Origin of the sequence: Streptococcus sp. 343_SSPC, from assembly GCF_001072385.1 — a bacterium.
In the GTDB taxonomy this organism is placed as follows: Bacteria; Bacillota; Bacilli; order Lactobacillales; family Streptococcaceae; genus Streptococcus.
On record NZ_JVKU01000026.1, the window covers coordinates 149,919 to 175,675 of the forward strand.

The 25,757-nt window shown below is 45.8% G+C and carries 22 protein-coding genes; 18 read left to right on the forward strand and 4 right to left on the reverse strand.

Annotation, left to right across the window (positions count from 1 at the left end; all coding sequences use genetic code 11):
- Positions 1–36 precede the first annotated feature (36 nt).
- On the forward strand, positions 37–975 hold the full coding sequence (locus ADH27_RS08380; RefSeq protein WP_048717303.1) for an AEC family transporter: 939 nt from the start codon (positions 37–39) through the stop codon (positions 973–975).
- A 162-nt stretch (positions 976–1,137) separates the two neighbouring features.
- On the opposite strand, the gene ADH27_RS08385 is transcribed toward ADH27_RS08380, so the two are convergent.
- Positions 1,138–1,470: a hypothetical protein gene (locus ADH27_RS08385; RefSeq protein WP_048717305.1), complete on the reverse strand. Its 333-nt coding sequence runs from the start codon at positions 1,468–1,470 to the stop codon at positions 1,138–1,140.
- A 31-nt stretch (positions 1,471–1,501) separates the two neighbouring features.
- Complete coding sequence (locus ADH27_RS08390; RefSeq protein WP_048717365.1) at positions 1,502–2,047, reverse strand: TetR/AcrR family transcriptional regulator; 546 nt, start codon at positions 2,045–2,047, stop codon at positions 1,502–1,504.
- A gap of 144 nt (positions 2,048–2,191) precedes the next feature.
- On the opposite strand from ADH27_RS08390, the gene ADH27_RS08395 reads away from it, so the two are divergent.
- The 7 genes from ADH27_RS08395 to ADH27_RS08425 all read left to right on the forward strand — a co-directional run bounded on the left by ADH27_RS08395 (position 2,192) and on the right by ADH27_RS08425 (position 11,379).
- Complete coding sequence (locus tag ADH27_RS08395; protein WP_048717307.1) at positions 2,192–3,091, forward strand: cation diffusion facilitator family transporter; 900 nt, start codon at positions 2,192–2,194, stop codon at positions 3,089–3,091.
- A gap of 111 nt (positions 3,092–3,202) precedes the next feature.
- Entirely contained in the window at positions 3,203–5,728 is a 2,526-nt protein-coding gene (locus ADH27_RS08400) for an ATP-binding cassette domain-containing protein (RefSeq protein ID WP_048717308.1), read from the forward strand.
- Between the two features lie 319 nt (positions 5,729–6,047).
- Positions 6,048–7,142: a ferrochelatase gene (gene hemH / locus ADH27_RS08405; protein ID WP_048717310.1), complete on the forward strand. Its 1,095-nt coding sequence runs from the start codon at positions 6,048–6,050 to the stop codon at positions 7,140–7,142.
- An 89-nt stretch (positions 7,143–7,231) separates the two neighbouring features.
- Complete coding sequence (locus tag ADH27_RS08410; RefSeq protein ID WP_048717312.1) at positions 7,232–8,269, forward strand: zinc-binding dehydrogenase; 1,038 nt, start codon at positions 7,232–7,234, stop codon at positions 8,267–8,269.
- Positions 8,270–8,516: 247 nt separating this feature from the next.
- Positions 8,517–9,281, forward strand: coding sequence for a nucleoside phosphorylase (locus tag ADH27_RS08415; protein WP_048717314.1), 765 nt, complete (start codon positions 8,517–8,519; stop codon positions 9,279–9,281).
- Positions 9,282–9,312: 31 nt separating this feature from the next.
- Positions 9,313–10,695 (forward strand): TrkH family potassium uptake protein, encoded by a 1,383-nt coding sequence (locus tag ADH27_RS08420; protein WP_048717316.1) that lies wholly within the window; start codon positions 9,313–9,315, stop codon positions 10,693–10,695.
- Between the two features lie 9 nt (positions 10,696–10,704).
- Positions 10,705–11,379 carry a potassium channel family protein gene (locus tag ADH27_RS08425; protein WP_048717318.1) on the forward strand — a complete coding sequence of 225 codons (675 nt, stop codon included), beginning with the start codon at positions 10,705–10,707 and terminating at the stop codon, positions 11,377–11,379.
- On the opposite strand, the gene ADH27_RS10445 is transcribed toward ADH27_RS08425, so the two are convergent.
- A complete protein-coding gene (locus ADH27_RS10445) occupies positions 11,291–11,479 on the reverse strand; it encodes a hypothetical protein (RefSeq protein ID WP_239681785.1) in 189 nt (62 codons plus the stop codon). The two genes, ADH27_RS08425 and ADH27_RS10445, sit on opposite strands and share 89 nt — an antisense overlap.
- Before the next feature lie 239 nt (positions 11,480–11,718).
- On the opposite strand from ADH27_RS10445, the gene ADH27_RS08430 reads away from it, so the two are divergent.
- The 4 genes from ADH27_RS08430 to ADH27_RS08445 all read left to right on the forward strand — a co-directional run bounded on the left by ADH27_RS08430 (position 11,719) and on the right by ADH27_RS08445 (position 20,035).
- Complete coding sequence (locus ADH27_RS08430) at positions 11,719–12,483, forward strand: CPBP family intramembrane glutamic endopeptidase (protein ID WP_048717320.1); 765 nt, start codon at positions 11,719–11,721, stop codon at positions 12,481–12,483.
- 291 nt (positions 12,484–12,774) lie between these two features.
- The gene (rexB, locus tag ADH27_RS08435; protein ID WP_048717322.1) at positions 12,775–16,053 is read left to right on the forward strand and encodes an ATP-dependent nuclease subunit B; all 3,279 of its coding nucleotides are present in this window, start codon (positions 12,775–12,777) and stop codon (positions 16,051–16,053) included.
- Positions 16,050–19,733 (forward strand): helicase-exonuclease AddAB subunit AddA, encoded by a 3,684-nt coding sequence (gene addA / locus ADH27_RS08440; protein ID WP_048717324.1) that lies wholly within the window; start codon positions 16,050–16,052, stop codon positions 19,731–19,733. Before rexB ends, addA begins: the two co-directional genes overlap by 4 nt.
- Positions 19,730–20,035 carry a DUF4298 domain-containing protein gene (locus ADH27_RS08445; RefSeq protein WP_048717326.1) on the forward strand — a complete coding sequence of 102 codons (306 nt, stop codon included), beginning with the start codon at positions 19,730–19,732 and terminating at the stop codon, positions 20,033–20,035. The genes addA and ADH27_RS08445 overlap by 4 nt, the downstream gene beginning before the upstream one ends.
- A 318-nt stretch (positions 20,036–20,353) precedes the next feature.
- Here ADH27_RS08445 and ADH27_RS09755 read toward each other — a convergent pair whose 3' ends face one another.
- The gene (locus tag ADH27_RS09755) at positions 20,354–20,524 is read right to left on the reverse strand and encodes a DUF3042 family protein (RefSeq protein ID WP_003002781.1); all 171 of its coding nucleotides are present in this window, start codon (positions 20,522–20,524) and stop codon (positions 20,354–20,356) included.
- Positions 20,525–20,607: 83 nt separating this feature from the next.
- Here ADH27_RS09755 and miaA point away from each other — a divergent pair, with 83 nt between their 5' ends.
- The 6 genes from miaA to ADH27_RS08475 are packed head-to-tail and all read left to right on the forward strand — an operon-like array spanning position 20,608 to position 25,757.
- Positions 20,608–21,498 (forward strand): tRNA (adenosine(37)-N6)-dimethylallyltransferase MiaA, encoded by an 891-nt coding sequence (gene miaA / locus ADH27_RS08450; RefSeq protein ID WP_048717327.1) that lies wholly within the window; start codon positions 20,608–20,610, stop codon positions 21,496–21,498.
- Positions 21,485–22,735 (forward strand): GTPase HflX, encoded by a 1,251-nt coding sequence (hflX, locus tag ADH27_RS08455; protein WP_048717330.1) that lies wholly within the window; start codon positions 21,485–21,487, stop codon positions 22,733–22,735. The genes miaA and hflX overlap by 14 nt, the downstream gene beginning before the upstream one ends.
- On the forward strand, positions 22,719–23,339 hold the full coding sequence (locus tag ADH27_RS08460) for a cystathionine beta-lyase (RefSeq protein WP_048717331.1): 621 nt from the start codon (positions 22,719–22,721) through the stop codon (positions 23,337–23,339). The genes hflX and ADH27_RS08460 overlap by 17 nt, the downstream gene beginning before the upstream one ends.
- A 10-nt stretch (positions 23,340–23,349) precedes the next feature.
- Positions 23,350–24,279: a ribonuclease Z gene (gene rnz / locus ADH27_RS08465; RefSeq protein WP_048717333.1), complete on the forward strand. Its 930-nt coding sequence runs from the start codon at positions 23,350–23,352 to the stop codon at positions 24,277–24,279.
- Position 24,280: 1 nt separating this feature from the next.
- Positions 24,281–25,036 (forward strand): SDR family NAD(P)-dependent oxidoreductase, encoded by a 756-nt coding sequence (locus ADH27_RS08470; RefSeq protein ID WP_048717334.1) that lies wholly within the window; start codon positions 24,281–24,283, stop codon positions 25,034–25,036.
- Positions 25,037–25,046: 10 nt separating this feature from the next.
- Complete coding sequence (locus ADH27_RS08475; RefSeq protein ID WP_048717336.1) at positions 25,047–25,757, forward strand: class I SAM-dependent methyltransferase; 711 nt, start codon at positions 25,047–25,049, stop codon at positions 25,755–25,757.

A 25,757-nucleotide genomic window follows, 5' to 3' on the forward strand; every position in this document is an offset into this window, starting at 1 on the left:
TTCTAGTTCAAATTTATAAAAAGAAAAGGAGAGAACATGGGTATCTTTCTTAAGAGTATATCAGGTATCCTCGTCATCCTAGGCATTATTTTAGTGGGCTTTGTCATCGGTGAAAAAGGTTGGTTTGATGATAAGTCACGTGGCCTGATCGCAAAACTAGTCACTCAAGTTGCTCTTCCCTGCTATATGCTCTATACCATCACGCAGCGTTTCACAGCAACTGACCTCCTAAAAATGTTGCCAGCATTGCGGTTTCCAGCCTTGTCTATGGTCATTTTGCTTGGAATAGCGACAGGAGTAGCCAGGATCTTTGCAGTGAGACAGGAGCGCCGTGGTCTCTTTATTTCTATGTTTTTTAACTCCAATACCATTTTCGTGGGGCTCCCCATTAACCAAGCCCTTTTCGGGGATGCTAGTATTCCCTATGTTTTGATCTATTACATGTGTAATACGACTTTTTTCTGGACCTTGGGGACCTACCTGATCCAACGAGATGGTGAGGGAGAAGCTCAGTTTGATCTCAAAACGAGTCTGAAAAAAGTCTTTTCTCCTCCTCTAATGGGCTTTCTCTTAGGACTAGTCATGGTGATGCTGCAGATAAAGTTGCCATCCTTTTTAGCCAGTGATTTACAGTACCTGGGAAATTTAACGACTCCCTTATCCATGATCTTTATCGGTTTGTCAGTGTCTCATATAGGCCTGAAGCAATTAGTTCTGGGAAAAGATCAGCTACTGATTCTATTAGGTCGCTTCCTGGTTGCTCCTCTCTTAATGGCGACCATTGTTTACTGGGCCCCTCTTCCAAGTTTGATGAAGCAAGTCTTTATCATCCAGTCCGCTATGCCAGTGATGACCAATGCCCCGGTCGTTGCCAACCTCTACGGAGCCGATAGTGATTACGCAGCGGTTATGGTGACAGAGACGACCCTTGCTACCATGGTGGTCATCCCTATTCTCATGGTGTTGATGGCTTGAGCATCTAAAAAAGTGAAGCAAAAGCCTTGTTTCGGATTAAAAATAAACGTCATTTTTGGCATTTGTTTTTTTATTTTATAAACTGTAGAAGGTATAGCAATTTTGGATGATGAATAGAATACTAAAAGAGCTCAAGTTTTCATTGATAAACTTGAGCTCTTTTTATAGTAAGGCTAATAAGATAGTAAGTACCAGAGCGATTCCAATCCGAATAACATGGTGGGCGGGATGGAAGTTTTCTTTGTGCTTGCCATTCCAATAGGCTCCGTAGCAAATCAACCCACAGCCAATCAGCCAAAGAGATAGTGCGATAATCGGCAAAAAGAAGTAGAGTGTGAGAGATACGGTGGCAAGGCTACTCCCAATAAGGAGAAGCCGATTTCCTAGGGTCTTTTTGCCATTTCTTAATTCTGAAAGGCTAGCCATGAAATGAAGAAGAGCAAAAGCAAGGGCTAAGAAGGCTGTAAAAATACCAAGAAGAATAAGGAGGTTCATAAGATAACCTTTCTAGTAGAATAAGGATGATTTATTTTTGTTTAATTGTCATTTCCATGATGTCTAAATAAAAGCGAACAACTTCTTGCTCGTTATAAGATTTCCCTTTTTTTAACCACCAAGTAAGGGTTTCAGTGAAGTTGGTGATGACAAAGTGCTTGAGGTAAGAGGTAGGGATAGTGGGATGCCCTTTTTTTAAGTCCTCAGCTACCATCGGAAAGACATGGGCTTCTAATTCCTTATGGAGCTGGCGGAGAAAGTAGTCATTTTTTGATAGGAGAAGACTGCTCACATGGTCCTGGTTTTTCCTGAAATGGAGAAAAATATGAGCCAAGTAATCTTCTGCTGAGACATGGGCTTCTCGTTCAAATAAATGATGGAAGAGATAGTGGCAGAGCTCGTCTAGCAAGAGTTCTTTGCTTTCATAATGACTGTAAAAGGTAGAGCGCCCAACATCTGCCAGATCAATAATATCTTGAACAGTTATCGCTTGGTAGCCTTTGCTATTCAACAGTTCTAAGAAGGATGTATAGATCGCTTTTTTTGTTTTAGCAATCCGTCGATCGGTTTGGCTCATATAGACAATTCGAACAAACTGTTCAATAACGTACACAGAGAACGGTTTGCTTCTATCCTTTCTAAATAAAGTGGGAGATAATACTAGTGAGAGAATCATTTATTCCCATTATACCATATACCATATACCAAAGGAGGTCAAAAATTGAGTTCAAAATTTGCCGTTTGGCTAGCCTTTCTCTTAAATTTTAGTTTTGCCATTATCGAATTTATCTTTGGAGGGCTCTTTGGCTCCAGTGCGATCTTAGCGGATGCTGTCCATGACTTGGGAGATGCCTTGGCTATTGGCATTTCAGCTTTTCTCGAAAGTATTTCCAATCGGGAGGAGGACAGTCGCTATTCCCTAGGTTACAAGCGTTTTAGCCTCTTAGGTGCCATCCTAACGGCAGTCATCCTTATTACAGGTTCCACTCTCGTTATTTTGGAAAATATCAGTAAATTTATCGAACCTCAACCAGTGGATCATAAGGGCATGCTTTGGTTGGGCATCATCGCCATTGCTATTAATTTAACGGCTAGCCTTATTGTCCGGAAGGGGCAGACCAAGAATGAATCCATCCTGAGCCTCCATTTCCTTGAGGACACACTAGGTTGGCTAGCTGTGATTATCGTTGCCATTATTTTGCGTTATACGGACTGGTATTTCCTTGATCCTCTCTTATCTCTTCTGATTTCTGCTTTCATCTTGTCCAAAGCCCTTCCTCGTTTTTGGAGCACCCTTAAGATTTTCCTCGATGCTGTGCCAGAAGGGGTAGAGATCAAGCAAGTTAAGAATGGCTTAGAGCAGGTGGACAATGTCGCTAGTATCAATCAGCTCAATCTCTGGACCATGGATGGATTGGAGAAAAATGCCATTGTTCATGTCTGTCTCAAGCGGATAGAAGACATGGAAGCGAGTAAAACAGCTATCCGTCACTATCTAAAGGACATTGGCTTTCATAATATTACCATTGAAGTGGATAGCGATCAAGTTAGTCATGCCTGCCATAAACGTGATATCCATGCCATAGAGAGTCCGAGCGGACATGATCACCACCACCATTAATGAAAATTGATCATTCCTTTGTTGAGAATATTTTAGAAAAAATCTATTTAATATATTGATTCAAAATTCAAATTGTGATATACTACTCGCATTTATGAAAGGATCGAGCATATGTTACAACTACAACATATTTCAAAAGTATATCATACAGGCAATCAAGAGTTTCACGCGCTGAAAGATATCTCAATGAATTTCCGCGAGAACGAGTTTGTCTCCATTCTCGGGCAATCGGGTTCTGGGAAAACCACCCTCTTAAATATCATCGGTGGACTCGACCAATACACATCGGGTGATTTACTCATCCAAGGAAAATCAACCAAGCAATTTAAAGATCGCGATTGGGATAGCTACAGAAACCACACGATTGGTTTCGTCTTCCAATCTTATAATCTGATTGGTCACCAAACGGCACTCTCAAACGTCGAGATTGCAATGACGCTCTCTGGCGTTTCTAAATCGGAACGTAAGAAGCGTGCCATCGAAGCACTTGAACGCGTTGGCCTAAAAGATCATTTATATAAGAAACCAAGCCAAATGTCTGGCGGACAAATGCAACGAATCGCGATTGCGCGTGCCCTTGTCAATAATCCTAAAGTCGTTTTAGCCGATGAGCCAACAGGAGCGCTTGATTCTGAGACTTCTGTTCAAATCATGGAGTTATTAAAAGACATCGCCAAGGAACGTCTGGTCATCATGGTGACGCATAACCCAGATTTGGCACAGACCTACTCCACTCGTATCGTACAAGTATTAGATGGAAACATCTTGAGCGACTCGAATCCTTACGAACCAACCCAAGAAACCAAACAAGGTGACATTCAGTTCACGAGGACGAAGATGAGCTTTATGACAGCTCTAGCCCTTTCGTTTAATAACTTATTGACGAAGAAAGGTCGGACATTTCTGACTGCCTTTGCTGGTTCCATCGGGATTATCGGGATTGCCCTGATCTTGGCCCTCTCAAATGGTGTGAGCGACTATGTGAAGAAGGTGCAAGAAGACACTCTCGTCTCTTTGCCACTGACGATTAGCGAGCAGAACCAGAGTAATCTGATGGCAACCTCTCCAGACTTGAGTGAAAAGCCTTATAGGGATAAAAACGAACTCGGTGTCAATACGCTTCTAACGAATCTATTGAAAAAACAAATCGGGAAAAATGACCTCGCTTCCTTCAAGACTTACTTGGATAAACACGCTTCAGAAGTCGCAACCCTTACAAAAGATATTCGTTACCAGTACAATTTACAACCCTATATTTACGCCAGTGACACCTCCAACGGTCCAAAGAGTATTCTTCCGTCTAACCTCGCGGACGAAGTCGATACGGCCAACCAAACAATTAAAGGCTATTTGCAAAACATCGACTACTGGAGCCAACTTTCAAGCGACGAGGCCATGCTTAATGCGCAATATGATGTGCTAGAAGGTCGCCTTCCGAAGGATAAATCTGAAATCGTCCTGATCGTGGATGAAGAGAACCAAATCAGTGACCTCCTCCTTTATAGCTTACGCATCAAAGACCCTAGCGAATTAAACGATCCGAAGAAACTGGATGAACTCAAATCTCAAACCTATCAGTATAGGGATTTCATTGGAAAAACTTTCAAAGCTGTTGTCAACACGAACCGCTTCGTCAAAGAAAACAACCAATGGATGAATAAAATTGACGACGAAGCCTATATGAAGACGCAAATCGAGAATGGCCTCGAGCTTAAAATTGTCGGCGTTCTTCGTCAAAAAGAAGGAACCAGTTCTGGGGTGAACTCTCCTTCTGGTGGGGTGGCTTATACAAGCGCCCTTATCGATTACACTTCTGAACAAATTCAAAATAGTGACATCGTAAAAGAGCAAGAAGCTAACCCAACTATCAATGTATTTACTGGAAAAGAATTTGCCAAAGATCCAAAACCATTCAATTCGGCTGATTTAACCGAAGAAGAAAAAATCCAGTTGGTCAAATTGACGCCTGAACAACAAGCGCAATACATCCAACAATACAACGAAAACTCGGCTGCCACTTACGAGGAAAACCTCGCGAAATTGGGTGTCATCGACAAATCCAAACCGGCTGCCATCGAGTTCTACACCTCTTCCTTCCAACAAAAACAAGAGTTGAAGGACTTCATCAACACCTATAACACGGCGAAAAAAGACGCCGGCGAAGACGACAAAGTGCTCGCCTACTCCGACGATATTCAAACCATCATGTCCTCCATTACGACAATGGTGGGCGTGATTACAACCGTACTCGTTGGTTTCGTAGCCATCTCGCTCATCGTATCATCGATTATGATTGCGATTATCACCTACATCTCGGTTCTCGAACGTACAAAAGAAATCGGAATCCTACGTGCAATGGGGGCTTCGAAGAAAGACATCCGTCGCATCTTCACGGCAGAAACAGCCATCGAAGGATTTATCTCCGGAGTGCTCGGTATCGCCATTACACTCCTTGCAACACTTCCAATCAATGCCGTCGTTGCGAAAATGACCAACGTGGAGAACGTGGCGCAGTTACCATGGGAAGCAGCGCTCATCCTCATCGGTATCTCGATTGTATTAACGATGTTGGCAGGTCTCATCCCTTCACGCATCGCCGCAAAGAAAGACCCAGTGGAATCTTTACGTAGCGAATAAAAGCTGTAAACAATAAAGTGGATAGAAGAATGTTTCTTTATCCACTTTTTCTATTGTGTAGAAATTCTTAGAAAGAGATTCAAATCTTCTCTCCTTACATGAAAGATGGTCATTTCAAATAGATGTTGTTTTCAAAGAATAATACAGTATCGGATTGGACATAAAAAGATATTTGTTCCACTTTCTTTGAATGATTTCTTTTAATAGCTTGTGTATTTACCTAGAAAATTAGTTTCTTCTTCCAAATGATTTATAAAAGAGTTCCCTAAAGTAAGCCTTTTCATGATAAAATAGAACAAATGTAGAACAAGGAGTAATTATGAGTAAAAGAGCTGTGTTGATGATGACTTTTGGTTCACCAGAAGAGATTACCTATGAAGGAGTAGCGGAATTTTTCACAAATATACGCCGTGGGGTTCGTCCTGAACCACATGAAATTCAGACTTTATATGACAATTACGTCCGAATCGGTGGAACCCCACTCCAAAGGATAACTAGAGAAGAAGTGGACATGGTTGCTACTGCTCTTGGAAATCAAGCGTCGGTTTACTTTGCCAACAAATTTTCCCGCCCTTTCATCACAGATGTGATCAAAGAAATGGAGAATGACGGAATTGAAGAATGTTTGTGCTTGATTTTAGAGCCTCATTATTCTTACTATTCTGTCATGGGGTATGAGAAATTTTTAGAAAGTGAGCAGATTAGGTTTCAAATTATCAAGGACTGGTACCGCGAACCTGACCTACTCCACTATTGGGCTGATGAGATCCAAAAGATTTTAGATAAGATTGGAGATGACAGCTTTAGGGTGATTTTTTCAGCCCACAGTGTCCCAGTTTTGGCAATAGATTTCGGTGACCCCTATATCGACCAGATTTATGACAATAGTCGCTTGATTGCGGAGATTTTAGGGCTAAAGGAAGAACAGTACACTAATACATGGCAGAGTGAGAGTGATATAGGTATTCCTTGGATTAAACCTGATGTCTTAGAATACCTTCATGATGAGAAGGAACACCCGAACCACTATATTTTTGTTCCGATTGCCTTTATTAGTGAGCATATTGAAGTTCTTTTTGATAATGATGTGGAGTGTAAGGAGCTATGCCAGGAGATCGGAGTGGCTTATCACCGACCTCCTATGCCAAATAGCGATTCACGACTGATTAAAGCCCTTTTGTCAACTATTCAGTCTCATATAGATGGTGACTATAGTGACTATCAACCTCAGCTAGAGACTTTTGATGAGTTGGAAGCTTCTTCAAGTACAGGTCAGATTTTGGAAGCAGAAAAAGATATTCAAATGCCCGATTTTGTCAGAAAATTGATTGATAAGAGAGGCCGCGAAAATGTCAAAATGCCCTATCTGATTAAGAAAATGCTAGAAAAGAAGTATGGGAAAAAATATGATTAAATGATGGAGTTTTAAATCAGGAAGTGGGCTAAAGCTCGATAAAAAGTGTATACTATAGGTAAGTAAGCAATAGAAAGTAGGTTGTTCCTATGAAGAAAACAGTCTATACAAAAGCTGGGCAAGTGGGCCTTGTAGAAGTGGAGCGTCCACACATAGAAGCACCAGATGATGTCATTCTCCGCCTCGTTCGCACCTGTGTCTGTGGATCCGATCTCTGGAGCTACCGCAATCCAGATATTGAAGCGGGTCATCAAAATAGTGGCCACGAAGCCATTGGGATTGTGGAAGAAATCGGTGAGGCCATTACTACGGTCAAACCAGGAGACTTTGTCATCGCCCCTTTCACTCATGGTTGTGGGGAGTGTGATGCCTGTCGTGCTGGCTATGATGGGACCTGTGACCGACATATTGGCAGCAACTGGTCTGACGGGGTGCAAGCGGAGTACATGCGCTTCGAGTATGCTAACTGGGCTCTTGTCAAAATCCCTGGTCAACCATCTGATTATACAGAAGCCATGCTCAAATCCTTCTTGACGCTGGCAGATGTCATGCCGACAGGCTACCATGCGGCGCGTGTGGCTGATGTGCAAAAAGGTGACAAGGTAGTTGTTATTGGTGACGGTGCTGTTGGTCAATGTGCTGTGATTGCAGCTAAGATGCGGGGAGCATCGCAAATTGTCCTCATGAGTCGGCATGAGGACCGTCAACAATTGGCTCTGGAATTTGGAGCGACAGCCGTTGTTGCGGAGCGCGGGGAAGACGGGATTGCCAAGGTCCGTGAAATCCTTGGAGGAGGAGCAGATGCCGCTCTTGAATGTGTCGGTACAGCGGCAGCAGTCGACCAAGCCCTTGGGGTTCTTCACAATGGAGGGCGCTTAGGTTTTGTCGGTGTGCCTCACTACAATAACCGTGCTCTTGGATCCACCTTTGCCCAAAACATTTCTGTTGCAGGTGGAGCAGCTTCCGTAACAACTTATGACAAACAGTTCTTGCTGAAAGCAGTGCTTGACGGAGATATCAATCCAGGACGCGTCTTCACCCATAGCTATAGCTTGGACGAGATTGATCAAGCCTATAAAGACATGGATGAACGCAAGACCATCAAGGCTATGATTGTCATTGACTAACAAAAAAATTCTAGTAGAGGATGTCTACTAGAATTTTTTTTAATCTTGAAATAAATGCTTATTTCAAATTCGACATCACTTGTTTCTTGGTGAAGGTGCGCTCTTGTTTGTTGTCTAGTGCCTTGATGCGAAGATCACTTTTTCATTTTAAACTGACTCATAAGGGAATTCGTCCTTTTCGCTATCTCTTCTTGACACCGGCTAGATAGACTTATATAATGTTACAAACAAAGATTGGAGGTAGCTGATGATCCATAAACATGAAATTCCTATTTTAGAGTTTGATGACAACCCACAGGCAGTCATTATGCCGACTCATGAGGGGTTAGACCTGCATTTACCTGATAAATGCGTTTATGCTTTCTTAGAGGATGAGATTGACCGCTTTGCCAAAGCTGCTGGAGCCAAACAAGTAGCTAGCTTTGTCTCAGCTACCAAGACCTATCCGGTTTATGTCATGGAGCACCAAGGAGAGGAAATCTGCTTAGCCCAAGCGCCAGTTGGATCTGCACCAGCAGCTCAATTCATGGATTGGTTAATTGGCTATGGGGTGAAGAAGATGATTTCGGCAGGTAGCTGTGGCGTCTTGGTAGACATGGAAGAAAATGCCTTTTTAATCCCAACAAAAGCCTTGCGAGATGAGGGAGCTAGTTACCATTATGTGGCGCCATCTCGTTATATGGAAGTGGACAGTCGTGCATTGACCGCCATTGAAACTGTCTTAAAAGGAAAAGAAATTCCCTATCAAGAGGTCATGACCTGGTCGACGGATGGCTTTTATCGAGAAACGCCTGACAAGGTGGCCTATCGCATTGAAGAAGGGTGTAGTGTGGTGGAGATGGAGTGCGCCTCACTGGCAGCAGTAGCCCAGCTTCGTGATGCGGTTTGGGGCTTGCTCCTATTTACCGCAGATTCTCTTGCAGACCTGGAAAATTATGACCAGCGTGACTGGGGATCTGAAGCATTCGATAAAGCCTTAGAATTGTGCCTAGAAATGGTTCTTCACTTGTAGGTCTATTCTCTTTTTATGGTACAATGAAGCTATGTTAGTCAAATTATTATTTAAACAATGGCAGTCCAAGATGAAAAGTCTGTCTCCAGCAAGGAGGATCTTTTTCAGCTTTTTCTTGGTTATCTTAATTGGCTCCCTCTTATTGAGTCTGCCTTTTGTCCAGCAAGCAAGCTCAAAAGCAGGCTATGTCGACCACCTTTTTACAGCGGTCTCCATGGTCTGTGTGACAGGGCTCTTTACCCAGTCAGTAGCCTCGACCTACAATGCTTGGGGGCAGTTGATCTGTATGCTCTTGATTCAGATCGGTGGCCTGGGGATCTTGACCTTTATCGGTCTCTTCTTTATGGAAAGTCGTCAAAAGCTCAGCTACAAGGACCGACAGACCATTCGGGACAGCTTTAGCTTTAGCAATAACCAGAGCTTGGCCCGTTTTGTCCGTTCTATTTTCATTACCACCTTTACCATCGAAGGACTGGGGGCCTTGCTCCTCATGATTCGCTTCATTCCTCGCTTTGGTTGGGGCCATGGAATCTTTAACTCTATCTTTGTCGCGGTTTCCGCTTTCTGTAATGCGGGCTTTGATAATTTTGGAGGCGATAGTATGATGAGCTTCCAGACCGATTGGTTGGTCAATCTGACCTTGTCTGCCCTTATTATTACTGGGGGCTTGGGCTTCATGGTCTGGTTTGACCTAGCCACCAAGGCCCGCAATCAATCAGGACGGCGAACTCTTCGCTTCCATACCAAGGTGGTTCTCTGGTTAACAGCTGCGATCCTTCTCTTTGGGACAGTAACCAGTCTCTTGACCGAGTTTGATAATCCGGCAACCATTGGGGCCCTCCCCTTGGGAGAGAAAATTTTAGTCAGCTTTTTCCAAACCGTCAGCATGCGGACAGCTGGTTTTGCTTCCTTAGATTATACAGCAGTCCGACCAGTGACGCTCTTCGTCTATCTCTTGCAGATGTTTTTAGGTGGAGCACCAGGCGGGACAGCAGGGGGCATGAAGATCACCACCTTCCTGGTCCTCTTGCTCCTGGCTCGGAAGGAACTATTGGGGCTACCACATACCAATTTAGGAAAACGTACGATTTCACCAGACATTGTTCAACGTTCCTTTGGGACGGCGGTGATTTTCCAGTTGACCTTCTTAGTGGGTCTATTAGGAATCTGTTTAGTGACGCCGGATGGCCAACGCTTTATTTATTTGGTCTTTGAGGTGGTATCCGCTCTAGCGACAGTGGGAGTGACAGCTAATGTAACCTCGACCTTAAATGGAGCGGGACTAGCCATTATTATGGTCCTCATGTTTATCGGACGGATTGGTCCTTTGACCCTCATGGTTAGCTTGAACAATTACCAAGCCGAGAAAGCAGATACCTTGCAGTATGCCAAGGCAGACATCATTATCGGATAGGAGAAACTCATGGCGAATCGAACCATTGGAATTCTGGGACTAGGAATTTTTGGACAGAGTGTCCTGAAAACTCTGCAGGACCAGGATGTGGATATTATTGCAATTGATGATCACGAAGATGTGATTAATCAGTATGAATCCATGATTACAACTGGAATTGTTGGAGATATTACGGAGTTGGACCTCTTGGATGCAGCAGATATTGGGAACTGTGATACGGTCGTTATCGCGACGGGAGAAAACCTGGAGTCCAGTGTACTGGCTGTCATGCACTGTAAGGCACTTGGCGTCGAAAACGTCATTGCCAAGGTCAAAAATGAAGTGACCAAGGAAGTCCTTGAGAAGATTGGGGCTGATTTGGTCATCCTACCAGAGGTAGAAGCGGGGATGTCCCTAGCTAAGATGATCCTTTTCCAACACGGGATTGAAGTCTTCCAGTTGGATGAAGCAGTGCTGGTGGTCGAGTTTACAGTTCCAGCTAGCTGGGTAGGAAAAAGCATCCGAGACTTGGAAATCAGAGACCAATATCAACTCAATATTATTGGCTATCGAGATGCGGAAGACCAGCCTTTGCGAAGTCAGATCAGTCCCGACTTTATCTGGCCAGAAGGCGTGCGCGTGATGGCAGTGACCGATAATCAGTATCTGGATAGAATCCAGGCCCTCTTAGAGGAATCGAACTAAGAGAGAGTGGGACAGAAATCGGTAACTCGTTAGAATTCGATTTCGTCGTCTCACCTCCGCACAGCTTCAACAGTCTGGGAGACTGTTGAAGGTTGCAGATAAAGGAAACTTTGTTTCCCTCATTAGGTAATATTTGGAGCTTAAAAAGCGAACAAAGATACCAAGCAACCACTGCGTCTTGCTCGACAATCCAAAGACAATTGAGAGGCTGGGACAAAAGTCCTAGCCTCTTTACTAATAGCATTTTATTACTAACTAAGAATTAAAGTTTCTTTAAGCATATTCTACTATAGTAGAACTATCAAAAACACTTCCATCATGGGAATAGAAGGATGAATGATGAACATTCTTAAATTTATACGACCTGAAAAGCCATTAAAAGAGCTCAAATGGTATGATATCGCTATTGTGACTGCCATTATGTTTGGGCAGTTTATTGTCTGGTCTACAGAACTCTTCCTTGCCAGTCTTCAACCAGTTGCGCAAACCGTTAGCACAGCCACGGAGACAGCTACCAATACAGCAACGGATGGGGCAGCCTACTCCAGTAACTTTACTTTACAGATTATCTTATTAGCTCTTGCCTTGGCTTACTTGCTGCTCAGGAATTTCGATTTTAAACAGCTTCCAATTCGATTTAAATGGTCCGTCCTCTTTTGGGTACCTTTGATCTTTGCCATTGTTGGTCTGTTTGGGGATATCGTGACAACGGTGAGTGGAGAGTACGATTACTTCAATATCAATCTCCTCCCTTATATCGATCCCATGCAGATTATTCACAAGTTCTTAGCGCTTAGTCCCATGGCGATTGCTTATGCCTTGCTGAATGGTTTCTACGAAGAGTTCTTCTTCTTGGGAGTCATGACATCTGTTAATGACAAGTACAAGTGGTGGGCACTGGCTTATTCGATCTTAATTCGGATTTCCTTCCATACCTACCAAGGTTTGCTTTGGGCAGTGGTCATTGGAGTTATCTATGGACTCTTCTACTATGTTCTCTACAAGAAGGTGATCAAAAACCTTTTGCCATTCTTCCTCATGCATGCTTTGGCCGATATGTTTGGCTCTAGCATACTCTATCTTTTAATCAATTGGGGAAGCTAAAAAAATAGTTGAAAAGAGAGTGGGACAGAAATAGGTAATTCGTTAGAATTCGATTTCGTCGTCCCACCTCCGCACAGTTGAGTAGGGCTGTAAAAGCTGATGAAATCAGCGTAGTAGAGCCCACTCAACCACTGCGTCTTGCTCGACAATCCAAAGACAATTGAGAGGCTAGGACTTTTGTCCCAGCCTCTTTTTTATCTGCTTTGAATCTCTTGAATGATGGGAAAATCCCTGTAGAAAAGGCGCAAAGATGGTATAATAGAACTATCATTTTACAGGAATCAAAACATTATGAAATTAGTCTATACAGATATTCGAACCCCTTTAACCCAGGTCTTGGTGGATGAGGCCAATCGCTTGGTTGAAGAAGGGAAGCGGGTCTTTTATATCGCGCCCAACTCTCTATCTTTTGAGAAGGAGCGCAAAGTCTTGCAACTCATAGACGAGGAGGCTTCTTTTGCCATCACCATTACGCGCTTTGCTCAGATGGCACGCTATTTTACACTTAATGAAAACCACCAGCAACAAGCGCTAGATGATATCGGTCTTGGCATGCTCTTTTTTAAGGTGCTTTCTCAGATGCCGGATGAAGAGCTCAAGGTTTATGCACGTCTTAAGAAGGATCCCCAGTTTATCCAACAATTGATCCAGCTCTTTCATGAGTTGCAGACAGCCCAGATGACAGCATCCGACTTGGATGCCTTGCCAGATCAGGAAAAGAGAGAAGACTTGGTCCATATCTTGAAGGCTGTCCAAGACCAGTTAGTTTCAGGCGCCTTTGAGTCTGAGTCTAAGCTGGCTAGTTTTGCCTCTCACCTTATCAAGGGAGATTTGGATGAGGAGTTAAAGGATTTGGCCTTGGTGATTGATGGCTTTACCCGTTTCTCAGCTGAGGAGGACTACCTAGTTCATTTGCTGCATGACAAGGGCGTCGAGATCATTATCGGGGCTTATGCCAGTGAGAAAGCCTATCGCTCGAGCTTTCGTGAGGGGAATCTCTACCAGGCCAGTGTCGATTTCTTGCTAGACTTGGCTAGGACCTACCAGGTCACACCAAGCTACGTCGGTCAAGGAAAAGAGGATGCCTTTAGCCGTATGACGCGGATCTTGGAAGCTCGCTATGACTTTACAGAGGTCGATGTAGAGCTGTCTGATCAAGATCGAGAAGCCGTAGAGATTTGGACTTGTAATCATCAAAAGGAAGAGCTAGAAGCCGTTGCCCGCTCCATTCGCCAGCGCCTCTATGAGGGCGCACGGTACAAAGACATTCGGGTCCTCTTGGGAGATGTGGATGCTTATCAGCTCCAGCTCAAGACCATCTTTGACCAGTACCAGATTCCTTTCTATCTCGGAAAGAGCGAATCTATGGCCCAGCATCCCCTGGTCCAATGGGTGGAATCCTTGGACCGTCTTCGTCGCTATCGGTTTTTGACCGAGGATGTGGTCAATCTCTTGAAGACGGGGCTCTATGGGACGCTGACACGAGAGGATATCGACCATTTCGAACAATATGTTCGCTTTGCAGAGATTAAGGGTCTGGCTGCCTTTTCTCGTGACTTTACAGCCAACCACCAGGACAAATTTGACCTAGAGCGTCTCAATCAGATTCGCCAGCAAGTGATCAGTCCTCTGCAGGAATTTTATAAGACTAAGAGTCAGACCAGCCAGGGACTGCTGAAGAAGTTTGCCCAGTTTTTCCAGGAGGGTCAGTTGGCTCAAAATATGCAACAGTTGGCCGGTCGTGGTTCAGAGCAGGAGATGGAACGCTATGATCAAGTCTGGAAGTCCTTTAGCCATGTACTAGAGCAATTTGCCCAAGTTTTTGAACAGATGAAGGTGACTTTGGATGATTTCCTAAGCATCCTCTTATCAGGGATGTTGTTGGCAAGTTATCGGACGGTTCCAGCGACTGTCGATGTGGTGACAGTTCAGTCTTATGATTTGATCGAACCTCTATCAGCTCCTTATGTCTATGCCATTGGTTTGACCCAGGAGCGCTTCCCTAAGATTGCCAAGGACCAATCCTTGCTGACGGATGAGGAGCGCCAGGTCTTGAACCAAGCTTCAGACGAACAGGCCAATCTCCAAATTGCCAGTCAGGACAACTTACGGAAGAATCGCTTCGTCGCCCTGTCCCTCTTCAATGCAGCCACCAAACAGTTGGTCTTGTCCAGTCCTATTTTAGTCAACGAGGTGGATGACAAGATGTCCCCTTACTTGCTCGAGCTGACCAAGGCCCCCCTCAATTTATCTGTCATTTCGAAGAAGGCAACAGCCTCTAGTCAAGACATGGGTTCTTACCAGGCTCTCTTAGCTCGATTGATTGAATTGCACCAGGGAGAAATTGACCAGGAGTTGAGCAAGGAAGAAGCGACCTTCTGGGCGGTTGCCATTCGTGTCCTTCGGAAGAAATTAGCGTCAGAAGACTTGCACATCCCACAAATTAGCCAAAACTTGACGACCAAGGTCCTAGAAGATGAGACCCTTGAAGCCCTTTATCCTAAAGGTCAGGCTCTGTCTTTATCTGCTTCAGCTCTCAACACTTACTACCAAAACCAATATAGCTATTATCTCCACTATGTCTTGGGCTTGCAAGAGGAGTGGCACTTGCGACCAGATGCGAGAAGCCATGGGAATTTCTTGCACCGAATTTTTGAACGGGTGCTAAAAGATCCTTCAGAAGGAGATTTTGATGAGCGCTTGAACAAGGCCATTCGCGAAACCAGCCAGGAGACAGAGTTTGCCCTCCTTTATCAGGAGAATGCCATGGCTGCTTTTTCAAAAGAATTGCTTCTGGATACCGCTCGGGCAACGGGACGTGTCCTCGCTCACAATGATCGCATTGAAACCATTGGAGAAGAAGCTCTCTTCGGCCAGGCAGATCGTCCCTTCTTAACCCTAGAAGATGGTCGTCCGCTCTTGGTCAAGGGCAAGGTCGATCGGATTGACCGGCTGTCTGATACAGGAGCTTTGGGAGTGGTGGACTACAAGTCCAGTGAGACCAAGTTTAATTTTGAGAAGTTCTTTAACGGTCTCAACTCCCAATTGCCAACCTATCTGTCCTCTATCAAAGACTTTCAGGACTTTGATCCTGACAAGGGGATTTTTGGAGCCATGTACTTGCAGATGACGGATCCTTTGGTGCTTCTCAAGGATACCAAGGCGGTCGATGATGCTGTCCAAGCCGTTCTAAAAACCCAGCAATACAAGGGTCTATTCTTGGCAGATCAGGCTAGCCAACTTGACGAGAACTATGAGAAAAACAAGGCCATGCTCCTGAGTCAAGAGGAGCTAGACCTGCTCTTGCTCTACAATGCCCATCTCTATCAAGAAGCAGCAGAGGGCATCTTGTCGGGTAACTTTGCGATTAACCCTTATACTGAAAATGGACGAAGCATTGCTCCCTATGTAGAACAGTACAAATCGATTACTGGATTTGAAGCCAATCTTCATCTAGGACAAGCCCGCTTCTTGGAAAAATTGGATCCAAGTCAGTACGAGAAACGCCCGGTCGGTGACAAGCTCCGCCAGGCCTGGATAGAAAAAATGAGGGAGGAATTGAATCAATGAAACCAATTGAATTTTTAAGTCCTAAGCAGATTCAAGACCTCCAAGTCCAGGAGGCCCAGTCTGACAAGGAACAAAAACGGACCCCTGAGCAGATAGAAGCCATCTATTCATCAGGGACAAATATTCTAGTCTCAGCTTCGGCTGGATCTGGAAAGACCTTCGTCATGGTTCAACGGATCCTGGATCAATTGCATCGGGGGATTTCCATCCAGCAATTGTTCATCTCAACCTTTACTGTCAAAGCAGCAACCGAGCTTAAGGAACGGTTAGAAAAAGAGTTGGAGAAAAGTCTCAAGGCTAGCCAGGATGAGGAGCTCAAGCACCACTTGGCCCAACAAATTGCAGAATTACCAACTAGTGATATCGGAACCATGGATGCCTTCACGCAGCGCCTGGTTTCCAAATATGGCTATTTATTAGGCCTCTCGCCGACCTTCCGCATCCTCCAAAGCGCGAGCGAGCAGTACTTGCTCAAGAATGACTGTTTTGAACAAGCCTTTGAGCGCTTTTATGAGGAGCAAGGGACCGACCGCCTCTTTAGTTGCTTGGTCAAGAACTTTACAGGAAAGGGCAAGTCGCTAGCTGGTTTTAAGGACCAGGTTTATGCCTTGGTAGACTTCCTCCAATCCACTGCGGATCCCCAAGCCTGGCTAGAGGGGTCTTTCCTCAAAGGCTATCAAGATCTGGACTATGATGAAGCCTTGGACCAGTTGGCCCAAGAGGTAAAAGAGCAGCTCTTTGAACTGGAATCTTTCTTTACCTTCCACCTGGCTAATGAAGGCCAAGCCTTTTCAGGGGCCAAGTACCAAGAAAATGTCACCGCTATTCAAGACTTAATCGCTAGTCTCAATGAGAAATCGAGCCAGGAAGCCATCTTTGAGGTCTTGGAGCGGGTGGTCTTGATCTCCCGTGCCAGCGGAGGACGAAGCCTGACCATCACGACACGAAAAGAAGACCTGAAAGAGCTAGCTACGGCCTTCAATGACGAACGCAAAGAACGCATCGAAGCCTTGCGGGCAGCAGCTTCCCAGCACTACCAGCTAACCTATCAGATTCGCTTCAAGGATGAACCCTTACCTTTGCTGGTCTTGCTCAGGGACTTTGTCCAAGCTTTCTCCACCGCTTATTTGGAGCGCAAGAAGCAGGAAAATGCCTTTGAGTTTGGCGACATCAGCCATTTTGCTATCCAGATCCTTGAAGAATTCCCTCATATCCGCAGTCTCTATCAGGAGCGCTACCACGAGGTCATGGTCGATGAGTACCAGGATACCAACCACACCCAAGAGCGGATGTTGGAGCTCTTGTCTAATGGCCACAACCGCTTCATGGTGGGAGATATCAAACAGTCTATCTACCGTTTCCGTCAGGCGGATCCTCAGATTTTTAATGATAAGTTTAAGGCCTACCAAGAAGAAGGGGCTGATGGTAAGTTGATCCTGCTCAAGGAGAATTTCCGAAGCCACGTAGAGGTCTTAGAAGCGACCAATCATGTCTTTGAACGCCTCATGGATGAGGAAGTTGGGGAGATTCTCTATGACCAGAGCCACCGCTTGATTGCGGGCAATCCGGATAAGAAAGAGCCGACACCCGCCTATGAAACTGAGTTCCTGCTTTACGATGGCAGTCAGGATGTGGCTGAAGCAGCTGAAGACGAGGAGCAAGAAGGGGATAGCCTATCCTCAGGTGAAGTCCTTTTGGTCATCAAGGAGATCATCCGCCTCCACAACGAAGAAGGGGTTTCCTTTAAGGATATCACACTCTTGACGGCGTCTCGGACTCGCAACGACAAGGTGCTTTCAGCCTTTGAAGCCTATCAGATTCCTATCGTTGCAGATGGAGGAGAGGAAAACTACCTCCAGTCCGTTGAAGTCATGGTCCTTTTGGACACCCTCCGGACCATTAACAATCCCTTGCAGGACTATCCCTTGGTGGCCCTCATGAAATCAGCCATGTTTGAGTTTGATGAGGACCAGTTGGCTCGCTTAGCCTTACAGGGAGTTGAAGGAAAGAAGGCAGAGAATCTCTATGAGAAACTGCAACACGCCTTAGACCAGACAGGGAGTGCTCCTCATTTGATCAATTCCAGCTTGAGAGAGAAGCTCACCCGCTTTATGGAGACACTGGATGCCTGGCGTGACTATGCGCAGACGCATTCCCTTTACGATCTGCTTTGGAGGATTTACCAGGATCGCCACTATTATGATTATGTAGGTGCCTTACCAAACGGAGCTCAACGGCAGGCCAATCTCTATGCCTTGACCCTTCGGGCAAATGACTTTGAAAGCTCTAGTTTCAAAGGTTTGCCACGCTTTATCTCCATGATTGATAAGATTTTGGAAAACCAACACGACTTGGCCAATGTCGCCCAAGCAGTTCCTAAGGATGCTGTCCAACTCATGACCATCCATAAGAGCAAGGGACTTGAGTTTCCTTATGTCTTTATCCTCAATACTGACAAAAAGTTTGTCGGCAAGGAACTATCTACCAATGCTGTCATTAGTCGGAAAAATGGGGTCGGGATCAAGTATGTTGCGAATCTCCCCATCGAGTCTGATCAAGAGGGACTTCCCGAGTCGGTACGCTTGGTCATTGAGACCCTGCCTTACCAGCGGAATGACGAGGAAATTCGTTTAGCAGCCTTGTCGGAGCAGATGCGCCTCCTCTATGTCGCTATGACCCGGGCAGAGCGCAAGCTCTATCTGGTAGGCAAGGGCCGGCAGGATAAGTTAGAAGAGAAAAAATGGGGAGCCAGTGTCAATGGACGCTTGAGTCCAGCCCTTCGTAAGGAGATCAATTGTTTCCAAGACTGGCTCTATGCCATCCAGGCAGTCTTTGCCCAGCAACACTTGTCCTATCAGACCCGCTTTGTGACCGACCAAGACTTGACGCCGGAGCAAATCGGTCACTTGGAGTTGAAGTCTTCTCTCCCAGTTGATGACCTCAAGGACAACCGCCAATCAGATGAGATCCGCCGAGCCTTAGATGTCATAGAATCAGTGGACCGGCTCAACACCCAGTACCAAGCAGCCATCCAACTTCCGAGTGTGCGGACTCCGAGCCAAATTAAGAAATTCTATGAACCTATCCAAGATACCGAAGGAGTGGACTTCATGGAAAAAGCGGATCTTGCCTTACCAAGCTTTGACTTTCCAACCTTTGGCAAGGAAGAAGCTGTGACAGGAGCAGCAGTCGGTAGTGCCCTGCACGAATTGATGCAACGGATCCCATTGACGACGGTTCCAACCATGGAGAGCCTAGCAATGGTCCTCCAAGAGGTCAATGCCAGTCCGGCTGTCAAGAAGCGGATCGACCTCAAGAAGGTTTTGGCCTTCTTCCAGACCGACTTGGGCCAACTCTTGCTAAAAGAGTCCGACAAGGTCCATCGTGAAGCGCCCTTTGCCATGCTCAAGACAGATCCAGCTAGTGGCCAGGACTTTGTGGTCCGGGGGATCTTAGACGGCTACCTACTGTTGGAAGATCGGATTCTTCTCTTTGACTACAAGACAGACCGTTACCGGAACCCTCAAGAATTGCTGGATCGCTACCAAGCCCAACTGGAACTCTACGCAGAAGCCCTCCGCCGCTCATATGCTGTGGACCAGGTTGAATCCTATTTGATTTTACTGGGTGGCGAGCAGTTGCAAGTCGTTTCTCTAGCAGATAGAAAGGACAACTCATGACTCCAATTGAACGAATCCAAGAGATGGAAGGCCATCTCAACACCTACCAAGGTTTAATCGAAGAGCTCGAAGCATGTTTGAAACGGGTAGAAGCTGGCCAGTCTAGCTATATCGCCCTTCGTGATTACTACACTAGCCAGGTCTACATGGACGATGTCGAATTGTCCAACCAGCCAGACTTCCCTGAAGAGGTCTACTGTGGAGTCTTATCGGAAGATGCCGTCTACGATTTGTTGGACGAGCACTACCAAAAGGCGGTAGAGATGCTAGACCTTGCCACCAAGATGTTGAAAGAACGATAAGAACACAAAAAAACTCCGGTTTTCCGGAGTTTTTAGATTAAAGATAAATTCTTCTGAAAAACTTTCCTTAGGTGAGTACGGACGTCAGCGAACTTCTACGAAGTTCCATGACTTAGTTTTGGACCTAAGGTTCCAAACCTCCCGTGTGCTAGAAACAATCGTGTTTCTAGCACTTTTCTCACAGCGGAAAGTTTTTGACTTGCTTAAAATCTTAAATAATAAATAACTTTTTTGAAAAAATTATCTAGCTAGTAATGTAAAAATAGTTTGTCTACATTCACAAAAAAAACTCCGGTTTCCCGGAGTTTTTTCTTTTGATTAGTGTGATACACGACGACGTGCTGCTTTTTTGCGGTTTTCTTCGATGAAAGCTGCTTTTTGTTCTTCAGGCTCGATTACTTTTTTCTTGAATGTGTAAACTGCACCTGCTACAGCAGCAACTGTACCAGCAACACCAGTAACAAAACCTTTACCAAATCCTTTAGCCATGAGAATTTCTCCTTTTTAGAACTTTAAATTTTTATGTTATAATATATGGTAACGAAAAAATGCGATTTTTGCAAGGAAAAACGATGAAAAACAAGATAATTGTGATAGTGGGACCGACCGCTGTTGGGAAAACAGCCCTCGCTATCGAGGTGGCCCAGCGCTTTCAGGGGGAGGTCATCAGCGGAGATAGCCAGCAGGTCTACCGCACCCTAGATATTGGAACGGCCAAGGCTAGTCCAGAAGAGCAGGCAGCAGCTCCCCATCATCTGATCGATGTCCGCGAGGTGACAGATACTTACTCAGCCTACGATTTTGTGACAGAAGCCAGCCAAGCCATCGAGGAGATTCAAGAACGAGGCCACCTTCCTATTATTGCTGGAGGGACAGGCCTCTATGTCCAGAGTCTCTTAGAAGGCTATCACCTAGGAGGGGATGTTGCCCACGAGGACATTCTAGCCTATCGGGAGTCCTTGTCCCCTCTCACTGATGAAGAACTGTTTGATCGAGTAGCAAAAGAGGGAATTGAAATTCCGCAGATCAATCGTAGACGAGCAATGCGGGCCTTGGAAATCTCCCATTTCGGTCAGGACTTGGAAAATCAAGCTCCAGCCTATGAACCCTATATCATTTGTCTAGACGATGATCGCCAAGCCTTGTATGACCGCATCAATCGACGGGTGGATCTCATGGTTGAGCAGGGCTTGTTAGAAGAAGCCCAGTGGCTCTATGACAACCATCCTGAGGTTCAGGCTGCGAAAGGGATTGGCTACAAGGAGCTCTTTCCTTATTTCAAGGGGGGGCAAAGTTTAGAAGAGGCTCTTGAACAGCTCAAGCAAAATACGCGCCGTTTTGCCAAGCGCCAGTTGACCTGGTTTCGCAATCGGATGACAGTTCATTTTTACCAGATTGGAGAAGAAGGCTTCAAGGAGCGGGTTCTTCAAAATATAGAAAGATTTTTAGATGATAGAAACTGAGAAAAAACAGGAGCGGGTCCTCATTGTTGGTGTCGAGCTCCAAGGTATGGAGAACTTTGACATGTCCATGGAGGAGTTGGCCAGTCTAGCCAAGACAGCCGGAGCAGAAGTCGTAGGGATCTACACCCAAAAGAGAGAAAAGTACGATAGCAAGACTTTTGTCGGCTCTGGAAAGCTAGAAGAGATTGCCCAAATGGTCGATGCAGATGAGGTTTCGACAGTTGTCGTTAACAACCGTTTGACCCCTCGCCAGAATGTGAATTTAGAAGAAATCTTAGGTGTAAAGGTCATCGACCGGATGCAGTTGATTTTGGATATCTTTGCCATGCGGGCACGAAGCCACGAAGGTAAGCTCCAGGTTCATCTGGCCCAGCTCAAGTACCTCTTGCCCCGTCTCGTGGGTCAAGGGATCATGCTCAGCCGTCAGGCCGGGGGGATTGGTTCCCGTGGACCGGGAGAAAGTCAGCTGGAGTTGAACCGCCGGAGTGTCCGCAATCAAATCACCGATATCGAGCGTCAACTCAAGGTGGTCGAGAAGAACCGTGAAGTGGTACGGGAAAAACGCCTAGAATCCCCCATCTTTAAGATTGGCTTGATTGGCTATACCAATGCCGGCAAATCAACCATTATGAATGCCTTGACCAGTAAGACCCAATACGAGGCAGATGAACTCTTTGCGACCTTGGATGCGACCACCAAGAGTATTCATCTAACAGGCAATCTACAAGTAACTCTGACAGATACAGTCGGCTTTATTCAGGACTTACCGACAGAGTTGGTGACCAGTTTTAAGTCGACCCTGGAAGAAAGCAAGAATGTGGATCTCTTGGTCCATGTCATCGATGCCTCTGATCCCAACCATGAAGAGCATGAAAAGACAGTTCTTCAGATTATGAAGGATTTGGAGATGCTGGAGATTCCACGCTTAACTCTCTACAATAAAGCTGATAAAGTCGCGGACTTTACTCCGACTCAGACACCTTATCGTCTGGTTTCAGCCAAGGATCCCGATAGTCGGACTAAGCTGCAGGAGATTCTGCTTGAAAAGATGCAGGAGCTCTTCCATCCCTTTACGATTCAGGTTCCTTTTGATCAAGCCTACCGCATCCATGAATTGGAGACCATTGCCATATTGGCTGAGCGTTCCTATGAGGAAACTGGTGAGGTCATAACAGGCTACATCGCCCCTAAAAATGCATGGAGACTAGAGGAGTTTTATCATCATGGATTATCTTAATATCGCTCTCAGCTATGGAGGCTATACCAGTCTAGACAAGGTCTATTTGGAGCGGGTCTTAGCGGGATTGACAGAAGAGCAAAAGCTCCAGTTTATCACGCCACCGCCCAGTGTTATCAATGCCTATTTTGCTGAGCTTTACCAAAAGAAGAGCCCCGAAGCAGCAACTGACTACTATGAACAAGTCACTGAGACCTTTGAACTCTATCAGACCAGTCCCAGCTTTGAGGAGGACAAACCCTTTGTCCGTCTCAATCTCTCTGGCAAGGCCTATGGATTTTGCTACCGAGAGAAAGGATTGGCTCAAGTCTTTGCCCAGCAAGCAGAAACCATTCGTATGGACCTCTTGTTTGAGATTGCGCAGATCTTTCCTCACTACCTGGTCTATGAAGAGGAAGGCTTGGTCTTGATGCGTCCGGTGAACGATCAAGAGGTGGTGGAGACCAAGGAATTGTCACCTCTATCTAATCTTGAAGAGTTGGCAGATGGGAGCATCCGCCTGACTGGCTACAACCAGGACGAATTGGCTCAATTAGCTAGGGCCTACCCAGGAAAAATCGCCGTTCGATCGAAGAATCGGACTGCTATGATCTATATTAGTTAGAAAGAATACAATGGAAATTCAATTTTTAGGAACGGGTGCGGGCCAGCCGTCCAAATCTCGTAATGTCTCAAGTCTAGCGCTCAAACTCTTGGATGAGATCAATGAAGTTTGGCTCTTTGACTGTGGAGAAGGGACACAAAATCAAATCTTAGAAACCAGCATCCGTCCTCGAAAAGTTAGCAAGATCTTTATCACCCACTTACACGGGGACCATATCTTTGGCTTGCCAGGTTTCCTCTCTAGCCGCGCCTTTCAGGCCAATGAAGAGCAGACGGATCTAGAGATTTATGGACCGGTTGGGATCAAATCCTTTGTCTTGACCAGCCTTCGAGTTTCCGGTTCACGCCTGCCTTACAAGATCCATTTTCATGAGTTCGATGAAGGTTCACTTGGGAAAATCATGGAGACCGATAAGTTCACGGTCTATGCCGACGCCTTGGATCACACCATTTTCTGTGTCGGCTACCGGGTCATGCAGAAAGATTTGGAAGGGACCCTCGACGCAGACAAGCTCAAGGCAGCAGGGGTTCCATTTGGACCACTTTTTGGCCAGGTCAAAAATGGCCAAGATGTTACCCTGGAAGATGGCACCAAGATCATTGCTGCGGATTATATCTCCGCCCCTCGACCTGGTAAGATCATCACCATCCTGGGCGATACCCGGAAGACCAATGCCAGCGTCAGACTTGCCGTTAATGCAGATGTTCTCGTGCATGAGTCTACCTATGGCAAGGGCGATGAGAAGATTGCTCGTAAGCATGGCCACTCGACCAATATGCAGGCGGCAGAAGTGGCGCGTGAAGCAGGAACCAAACGCCTTCTACTCAACCATATCAGTGCCCGCTTCCTCTCCAAGGACGTCAGTCAATTGCGCAAGGATGCCGCGACTGTGTTTGAGAAGGTCCATGTGGTCAAGGACTTGGAAGAAGTGGAGATCTAAGATGCGAACTATCATCATCACAGGAGCGAGTGGAGGCTTAGCCCAGGAAATGGTCAAGCTCCTTCCTGAGGACCGGCTTATTCTCTTAGGCAGAAATCAAGAAAAACTGGAACAAGTCTATGCTGAACATCCTAAGAAAGTATGCATTGGGATCGATATCACGGATTCCTCAGCTGTCCAAGACTTGGTAGAAGACCTCTATCAGCGCTATGGGCAGATTGATGTCTTGGTCAACAATGCAGGCTATGGGATCTTTGAAGAGTTTGACAAGATTACCAATGAGCAGATCCATGCCATGTTTGAAGTCAATACCTTTGCCCTGATGAATCTCTCACGCTTAATTGGTGCCCGCATGAAGGAAGCAGGTAAGGGTCACATCGTCAATATCGTCAGCATGGCGGGTCTCGTCGCAACTGCCAAATCCAGCCTTTATTCGGCGACCAAATTTGCGGCCATTGGTTTTTCTAACGCCTTGCGGTTGGAACTCATGCCCTTTGGTGTCCATGTGACGACGGTCAATCCAGGCCCTATTCGGACCGCTTTCTTTGACCAGGCAGACCCCGATGGAAGCTATGTCAAGGCTGTAGACCGTTATATTTTGGAACCAGACTTCGTGGCTAAGAAGATTGTCAAACACTTTGGAAAAGCAAAACGTGAGCTCAATTTGCCTTGGCTCTTGAACCTGACCCACAAGCTCTATACCCTTTTCCCTCGTATCTCGGACAAGCTAGCCAGCAAAATGTTCAATTACAAATAGGAGGAGCCAGATGGCAGCAAATATTCAAGCTTATTTAGAAAACCTCCGGCAACCCTGGGGACAGATCTATTATGATATTCTTTTTGCTCAATTAAAAGACATCAAGAGAAAACGGGTGCTTGATTTTGGCAGTGGCTTTGGACTGGTGGCCAACCACCTAGCGAAAGACAATGAGGTCCTTGCTGTGGAACCAAATGAAGAAATGTTGGCCTTGCGGGACCAAGACCATCCCTACCAGCAACTGGTCGGAAGTCTGGATCAGTTGGCAAGTCTTGAAGATGCCAGCTTTGAGGTCATCCTCTGCCACAATGTCTTGGAGTATGTAGGGAATCGCGAGGCTGTCCTCAAGGCATTCACCCGGCTCTTGAAACCAGGTGGCCTGCTCTCCATTGTCAAGCACAATGAAGTTGGGCGCGTCCTACAGACTGTCGTCTTTGAAAATGATACTCAGAAGGCGCTTGATCTCTTAGCCGGCCAAAATCTGGAAACCCACTCCATGGGCTTGGCACAGGCCTATGATCTCGGTGCAGTAGTAGAAGATCTAACCCTCGAAGTACAGGACTACCAGGGAATTCGTGTCTTTTATTCCTTGCAGGACAATCGCTTCAAAGGCCAAGAAGGCTGGCGAGAGTCCATGCTTCAGATGGAGCTGGCCGTTTGTCAGGAGTCCCCTTATCGGGATATAGCCTTCTTCCAGCACTATACCTTAAAAAGGAGTTAA